The organism is Stenotrophomonas sp. YJH_SMC_127, assembly GCF_059372445.1.
In genome coordinates, this window is the sequence record NZ_JCAFVO010000020.1 from 1 (window position 1) to 7,618 (window position 7,618).

Annotated in this window: 7 protein-coding genes and 1 pseudogene; 2 read left to right on the forward strand and 6 right to left on the reverse strand. The window is 69.3% G+C overall.

The features are described from left to right. The coding region (locus AC5QAB_RS20940; RefSeq protein WP_495233605.1) for a membrane-bound PQQ-dependent dehydrogenase, glucose/quinate/shikimate family at positions 1 to 2,249 on the forward strand (2,249 nt) is incomplete at its 5' end. Between the two features lie 101 nt (positions 2,250 to 2,350). After that, positions 2,351 to 3,205: an IclR family transcriptional regulator domain-containing protein gene (locus AC5QAB_RS20945; RefSeq protein WP_150827408.1), complete on the forward strand. Its 855-nt coding sequence runs from the start codon at positions 2,351 to 2,353 to the stop codon at positions 3,203 to 3,205. A 76-nt stretch (positions 3,206 to 3,281) separates the two neighbouring features. Here AC5QAB_RS20945 and pcaC read toward each other — a convergent pair whose 3' ends face one another. The 6 genes and pseudogenes from pcaC to AC5QAB_RS20975 form a co-directional block, all read right to left on the reverse strand. Next, complete coding sequence (pcaC, locus tag AC5QAB_RS20950; RefSeq protein WP_049464447.1) at positions 3,282 to 3,668, reverse strand: 4-carboxymuconolactone decarboxylase; 387 nt, start codon at positions 3,666 to 3,668, stop codon at positions 3,282 to 3,284. A gap of 24 nt (positions 3,669 to 3,692) precedes the next feature. Then, on the reverse strand, positions 3,693 to 4,478 hold the full coding sequence (pcaD, locus tag AC5QAB_RS20955; RefSeq protein ID WP_053463258.1) for a 3-oxoadipate enol-lactonase: 786 nt from the start codon (positions 4,476 to 4,478) through the stop codon (positions 3,693 to 3,695). A 26-nt stretch (positions 4,479 to 4,504) separates the two neighbouring features. Further along, entirely contained in the window at positions 4,505 to 5,848 is a 1,344-nt protein-coding gene (locus AC5QAB_RS20960; RefSeq protein WP_495233606.1) for a 3-carboxy-cis,cis-muconate cycloisomerase, read from the reverse strand. Positions 5,849 to 5,938: 90 nt separating this feature from the next. Further along, positions 5,939 to 6,502 (reverse strand): protocatechuate 3,4-dioxygenase subunit alpha, encoded by a 564-nt coding sequence (gene pcaG, locus AC5QAB_RS20965; protein WP_197639960.1) that lies wholly within the window; start codon positions 6,500 to 6,502, stop codon positions 5,939 to 5,941. Positions 6,503 to 6,506: 4 nt separating this feature from the next. After that, complete coding sequence (gene pcaH / locus AC5QAB_RS20970; protein WP_049464439.1) at positions 6,507 to 7,217, reverse strand: protocatechuate 3,4-dioxygenase subunit beta; 711 nt, start codon at positions 7,215 to 7,217, stop codon at positions 6,507 to 6,509. Between the two features lie 69 nt (positions 7,218 to 7,286). After that, positions 7,287 to 7,618, reverse strand: a pseudogene (locus AC5QAB_RS20975) (3-oxoadipyl-CoA thiolase); the annotation flags it as partial.

Here is a 7,618-nt window from a genome sequence, read left to right on the forward strand (position 1 = left end):
CCGGCCTGCTGCTGGTGCTGCGCCGGCCGAGCGGTGCGCTGCTGTATGGCCTGGCCTTCCTGGCCACGCTGCCGTGGGCACTGGTCGATGCGGGCTGGAATTTCTGGCCGCTGGTATCGCGGCTGGTGATGCCGGCGGTGCTGGCCCTTCTGGTCGCGCTGGCGTGGCCGGTGCTGCGTCGCAGCCGCGGCCAGGTGGCCGGCCGCGGCGCCTATGGCGTTGCCGCCGTGCTGCTCGTCGGCCTGCTGGGCACGGCGCTGTCGGCGTTCCAACCCCGACCGCTGCAGACTGCGCAGGGTGCGACGCCGCCGGTGGTACCGGTGGCCAAGGGTGCCGAGCAGCGCGACTGGATGCACTGGGGCAACACCACGGCAGGTACCCGCTTTGCCGCGCTGGACCAGATCACCCCGGCCAATGTGAAGGAGCTGCAGGTCGCCTGGACCGCGCGCACCGGTGACGTGCCGGAAAGCAACGGCTTCGGCGCCGAAGACCAGAACACGCCGCTGCAGATCGGCGACACCCTGTACCTGTGCACCCCGCACAACCAGGTGATCGCCATCGATGCCGACTCCGGCAAGCAGCGCTGGGCCTTCGACCCCAAGGCCGCTGCACCGAACTGGCAGCGCTGCCGCGGCCTGGGCTATTTCGATGCGACCACCGCGCCAGCCGTTGCCGCGACCCCGGCACCGCTGCCGGCCCCCGCCACGACCGGCACCGGCGCGGCGCTGTGCGAACAGCGCATCCTGATGACCTCCATCGATGCGCGCCTGTTCGCGCTGGATGCGAAGACCGGTGCGCTGTGCCCGGACTTCGGCAGCAACGGCGTGGTCGACCTGAAGACCGGCATGGGCGAGATCAAGCCGGGCTTCTACACATTGACCGCTGCGCCGCTGGTCGCCGGCGAGCTGATCGTGGTCGGCGGCCGGGTGGCTGACAACATCGAAGTGGGCGAGCCATCCGGTGTGGTGCGTGCCTACAACGTGCGCAGCGGCGCGCTGGCCTGGGTCTGGGATCTGTCGCGGGAAACTCCGGACGTGCCGCTGGATCCGTCCATCCACTACACGCGCGCCACGCCCAACGTATGGACCTCGATGGCCTACGACCCGCAGCTGGGCCTGGTCTACCTGCCCACCGGCAATACCACCCCGGACCAGTGGGCGGGCGAGCGCACGCCGCAGGATGACAAGTACAGCTCGGCCGTGGTCGCGCTGGACGTGGCCACCGGCAAGGAGCGCTGGGTCTATCAGACCGTCCACCACGACCTGTGGGACTACGATCTGCCCGCACAGCCGACCCTGGTCGACGTGCCCGACGGCAAGGGCGGCACGTTGCCGGCACTGCTGCAGGTCACCAAGGCGGGCCAGATCTTCATGCTCAACCGGCAGACGGGCGTACCGATCAGCGAAGTACGCGACATTCCGGCGCCACAGGGCAACGCCGAAGGTGAGCGCTACGCCGCCACCCAGCCGCTGTCGGTTGGCCTGCCGCAGATCGGCGCCGAAACGCTGACCGAGTCGGACATGTGGGGGGCTACCCCGATCGACCAGATGCTGTGCCGCATCCAGTTCAAGCAGTTCCGCTACGACGGCATGTACACGCCGCCGGGCGAGGATCTGGCGCTGCAGTGGCCGGGCTCGCTGGGAGGGATGAACTGGGGCAGCGCTTCGGTCGACCCGACCACGGGCTACCTGTTCGTCAACGACATGCGCCTGGGCCTGTGGACCCGGCTGATCCCGCGCGCGCAGATGACCAGCGGTGCCGGCGGCGTGGAAATGGGCGCGGCCTCGCAGACCGGTACGCCGTACGGCTCGCTGCGCGACCGCTTCCTGTCCAAGCTGGGCATTCCCTGCCAGAAGCCGCCGTTCGGCACGATGTCGGCGATCAACCTGGCTACCCGGCAGCTGGTCTGGCAGGTGCCGGTGGGCACGGTGAAGGACACCGGGCCGATGGGCATCAAGATGCGCCTGCCGATCCCGATCGGCATGCCGACGCTGGGCGGGTCGCTGGCTACGCAGTCGGGCCTGCTGTTCTTCGCCGGCACCCAGGACTACTACCTGCGCGCCTTCGACAGCCGAACCGGCGAAGAAGTGTGGAAGGCCCGCATGCCTGTGGGCAGCCAGGGCACACCGATGACCTACGTCTCGCCGAAGACGGGCCGCCAGTACGTGGTGATTTCCGCCGGCGGCGCGCGCCAGTCGCCAGACCGTGGCGACTACGTGATCGCCTACGCGCTGCCGAAGCGCACGTAGCCCGTGCCACGGGGCGCGGCCTGCCTGGCCGCGCCCCGTGGGTACCGGTTGCGGGTTCCAGCGCTTACCATTCAAGGTCGAACCTGATGAAAGCTGCTGCCATGCCTGCCGTTCCTCCCAGCCGTAGCACCAAGCGCCCCCCTGCGCCACCGCGGGATCGCGGCCTGGCCCATGAGCTGATGCAGCAGATCCAGGAAAACCAGGGGGACCCGGATTTCATGACCTCGCTCGGCCGCGGCCTGGCCGTGCTGAGCGTTTTCTCGCAGCATCCGCGCGAAGTCACCATGTCGCAGATCAGCAGTGACACCGGCATCTCGCGCGCAGCGGTGCGACGCGTCCTGTACACGCTGGAAAAGCTCGGCTATGTGGGTGAGCAGGGACGTGGCTACGTGCTGCTGCCGCGTGTGCTGGGCATGGGGGGCGCCTACGTTGCGTCGTCCTCGATGACCGCTGCGGCGCAGCCGGTACTCGATGCGCTGCGCGATGACGTGCACGAATCGTGCTCGCTGGGCGTGCTCGATGGCGATGACATCCTCTATGTCGCCCGCGCGGAGACGGTGCGCATCATGTCCATCGGCCTGCGTGCGGGCAGCCGCCTGCCCGCGTATTGCACTTCGATGGGCCGGGTGCTGCTGGCCGCACTGCCGCGCGACACGCTCGAGGGCTACCTGGAGCGCACTCCCTTGCGGCCGCGCACCGAACGCACGGTCACGCGCATGGAGGACTTCCTTGAACTGCTGGAGAAGGTGCGACGCGAAGGCGTTTCGCTGGTCGACCAGGAACTGGAGATCGGCCTGCGCTCGATCGCGGTACCGGTGCGTTCGCGCAGCGGCGAAGTGGTCGCCGCGCTGAACATCGGCACCCAGGCCGGCCGCATTGGCCTGGGCGTGATGCAGACCCAGCTGCTGCCCCGCCTGCGCGAAGCCGCGCAACGCCTCGGCACGCTGTTGAATTGAACTGCACTGAATCTGGTAGTGCCGGCCGTCGGCCGGCCTTGCCGATGTGCAGGAGGTTGCCGGCCAGCGGCCGGCACTACCGTTCCGAAGCCTGCTCTTCCAGGATCGGCCTGGCCAGCGCGAAGGCGTGGTTGGCCGCAGGCACACCGCAGTAGATCGCAGCCTGCAGCAGCGCTTCCTTGATCTGCTCCGGCGTCACGCCGTTGTTGCGGGCCGCGCGGATGTGCAGCTTGAACTCCTCGTCATGGCCCAGCGCCACCATCATCACGATGGTCAGCAACGAGCGCGTGTGCCGCGGCAGGCCCTCGCGCGTCCATACCGTGCCCCATGCGGTGCGGGTGATGAATTCCTGGAATTCGGCGGTGAAGTCGGTGCGGGCTTCCAGCGAGCGCTCCACATGGGCCTCGCCCAGCACCTGGCGGCGTACCGCAAGGCCAGCTTCGTAACGTTCCTGTTCGTCCATCGGGGTCCACCTGTTGTGCGAAGGTCAGTGCTGCACGGAAAGATGCGCGGCCAGTGCATCGGTGAAGGCCCGCGGCGATTCCACGTTGCAGAGGTGGCGGCCAGGCACCTGCGCATAGTGGCCATGGGCCACGCCGTGGGCGATCGCCTGCAGCTCGGCGGGGACGCACACCGGATCCTCGTCGCCGGCAATGGCCAGCAGCGGCACGCTGATGCGCCCCAGCGCCTCCCGGAAGTCGGCCGTGCCGACCGCGTTGCAGCAGCCCACATAGCCGGCGACGCGGGTAGCGAGGAAGCGCTGCAGAATGTCTTCAACCTGGCTGGCGTGGGTCTGTGCAAAGGCAGCCGTGAACCAACGCTCGCGGGTGCCATCGACCAGCGGCAGCAGGCCATCGTGCTGGACCTGGGCGATACGGGCCTGCCAGCCCTCCAGCGTGCCGATCTTCGCCGCGGTGGCCGCCACGGTGAGCGTGCGCAGCCGGTTACCGGCGTGCACGCCCAGCCACTGCCCGGTCAGGCCACCGATCGACAGCCCGCAGAAGTGACTGCGCTCGATGCCCAGGTGATCCCACAGGGCCAGCACGTCCGCGCCCAGTTCGGCCACCGTGTACAGGCCCGGCGGTGCACTGGACTGGCCGTGGCCGCGGCGGTCGTAGCGCAGGATGCGGTAGTGGGCGGCCAATGCCTCGACCTGCGGCTGCCACATGCCCAGGTCGGTGCCCAGCGAATTGCAGAACGTCAGCCATGGCCCGTCGGCTCGGCCTTCGGTCCGGTAGTGCAGGCGATGCTGGGGGAGATCGAGGAAGGGCATGCGTGCTCCAGCGGTCAACGTGACGGTCAGCCGCGCGCGAGCACGCGGTCGATCCAGGTATCGGCCATGCCACGCCAGCTGTCGGCAGCGAACAGGGCATCCAGTTGCGCAGCAGACAGCTGCGCGGACACGTCCGGCATCTGCCCCAGCACCTCGCGCAGATGCTGCGATTGTGCCAGCGCCTGCTTGGCCGCGCGTTCCACCAGGGCGTGCGCGGCCTGCTTGCCGATGCGCTCGCCCAGGGTGACCGCCACCGCCTCGGCATAGAGCAGGCCACCATGGCTGTCCAGGTGCTGGCGCATGCGCGCGCGGTCCAGCTGCAGGCCCTGTATCACCACGGACACCTGGGCCAGGCTGCCGGCACACAGCCGCACGATTTCCGGCACGGTGTCCCACTCCGCGTGCCATTGCCCCGCCGCGCGCTCGTGCGGCTGTGGCATCGCGCTGAACAGCGTGGACAGCAGGCCCGGCACGCGCGTGGCGGCGGCGATGGCCGCCACGCAGCCGACAGGATTGCGCTTGTGCGGCATCGCCGACGATCCGCCCTTGCCCTCGCCCGCCGGCTCAAACGCTTCGGCCACCTCGGACTGCATCAGCAGCACGATGTCGGTGGCGATCTTGCCGAGGCTGCCGGCCAGCAGCGCGAACACGCTGCCGAGCTCGGCCATGCGATCGCGCGAGGTGTGCCAGGGCAGCGCCGGCAGCGGCAACTGCAGCTCATCGGCCAGCGCTTCGGCCACGTCCAGTCCTCGTGATTGCAGCGAGGCCAGCGTGCCGGCTGCACCGCCGAACTGCAGCACCAGGGTATCGTCGGCAAGTCCCTCCAGGCGACGCTGGCTGCGTTGCAGGGCATCCAGCCAACCCGCCGCCTTCAGCCCGAACGTCACCGGCACTGCCTGCTGCAGCAGCGTACGCCCGGGCAGCCCAGTACCGCGCTCGGCCTGGGCCAGCCGCGCCAGCGCGGTGCACAGGACCTGCAGGCGCGCCCGCACGTGGCCGACGGCCGCGCGCAGCTGCAGCATCGCGCCGGTATCGATGATGTCCTGGCTGGTGGCGCCCCAGTGCACCCAGCGCGCGGCTTCGGCGTCGCGCGCCGCGACCTGCGCGGTGAGCGCTTTCACCAGGGGAATGACCGGGTTGCCGGCCAGGGCCGTCGCTGCCGACAGCGCCGGCAGCGGGTACAGGTCCGCGCTGCAGGCCACTTCGATCGGGGCGAGCGCCGCAGCGGGAATCACCCCGCATCGCACCTGCGCACGGGCCAGCGCGCGTTCAACATCCAGCATCGCCTGCAGGCGCGCCTCGTCGGTGAACGCAGCGTCGACGGCGGGGTCGCCGAACAGACCGCCCAGCAGCGTTGGGGAGTGACTCATCGGTGCAGTCCATCATGGGTGGCCACAGCTTACCCGCGCCCGCCGAACGCGGGCGTGGAGTGGCCGGAAGGCGCGTCGAGGGCGCCGTGATCAATAGGAAAAGAACACCGTCTCGTGCGGGCCCTGCATGTGCACGTCCCAGCGGTACAGGCCGCCGCCCTGCGCCTGCGCGACCAGGGTGTGGCGGCGCTCTGCAGGTACCAGCGCCAGGATGCCGTCCTCGCCGTTGCTGGTCTCGTCACTGAAGTAGATACGGCCACGGGCGGCCTGCAGCAGGCCGCGCATGAACACCAGCACGATCAGATGCGGCGCCTGCGGCGCGCCGCGCAGGCCCGGCACGCGCCCCGGCTTGACGGTACTGAAGGCGAAACGGCCCTGCTCGTCGGTGGGCACCCGGCCCCAGCCATCGAACGCCGGGTCGTGGTCGTCACTACGCGGGTCCTCGGCATGGGCATAGATGCCCTGCGCATCCGCCTGCCAGATTTCCAGTACTGCATCGGACACGGGCACGCCATTGCCATCGAACACCTGGCCCTGCACTTCCACGCGCTCACCGCGCGCGGCAGCCGGGGCGATGTCGGTGCGGTACAGCGGCTCCAGGCCCAGGCGGTAGTACGGGCCCACGGTCTGCCACGGAGTGGATTGGAAACTCATGGTCTTACTCCCAGACGGTCATCTTGCGACCGCGCAACACGATGTCGAAGCGGTAGCCCAGCGCGAATTCGTTGGCGGTGTTTTCCCAATCGAACGAGGACACCATGCGCTCGCGCGCATTGGCATCGTCCACGCAGTTGTAGATCGGATCGAACGCCAGCAACGGGTCGTTGGGGAAATACATCTGCGTGACCAGGCGCTGGCCGATGCCATCGCCATGCAGGGAGAAATGGATGTGCGCCGGCCGCCAGGCGTTGTAGTGGTTGCGCCACGGGTACGCACCCGGCTTGATGGTGGTGAACCGGTAGCGGCCTTCGCTGTCGGTCAGGACCTGGCCGGTACCCTTGAAGTTCGGGTCCAGCGGCGCGTCATGCTGGTCGCCCTTGTGCAGGTAGCGGCCGGCGGCGTTGCACTGCCACACCTCGACCACGGTATTGCGCACTGGACGGCCATTCTCGTCCAGCACGCGGCCACTGACGATGATGCGTTCGCCCTGGGGCTGCCCGGCGAAGCCTGCGGTCAGGTCGGCGGCATGCGCCCCGAGGGTGATCCGGTCCAGGCGCGGGCCGGTCACTTCCGAGAGCGTCACCGGGATGGCGATCGGGTCGGTGCCCGGCCCGCGCAGCGCAGTGGAGGCATAGGGCAGATGGATGCGCGGCGGCTGGCTGCCGGGATACGGCTTGCGGTAGCCGCGCAGTTCGGTGGGATCGCTCATGGCGTGCTCCTGTTGGCGAGCGGCCCGCAGGCCGCAGCTGTCGTGCAGATTACGGGGTCGCGGGGTGACTCACACGCGTTCAAGGGCCAGGGCCACGCCCTGCCCCACGCCAATGCACATCGTGGCCAGGCCGCGCCGTCCACCGCTGGATTCCAGCTGGCGCAGCAGGGTCAGCGCCAGGCGCGCACCGCTCATGCCCAGCGGATGACCCAGGGCGATGGCACCGCCATTGGGGTTCACGTGCGCGGCATCATCGGCCAGGCCCAGCTCGCGCATGCAGGCAAGGCCCTGCGAGGCAAATGCTTCGTTCAGTTCGATGGCATCGAAATCGGTGATGGACAGGCCCAGGCGGGCCATCAGCTTGCGGCTGGCCGGCACCGGGCCCATGCCCATGATGGCCG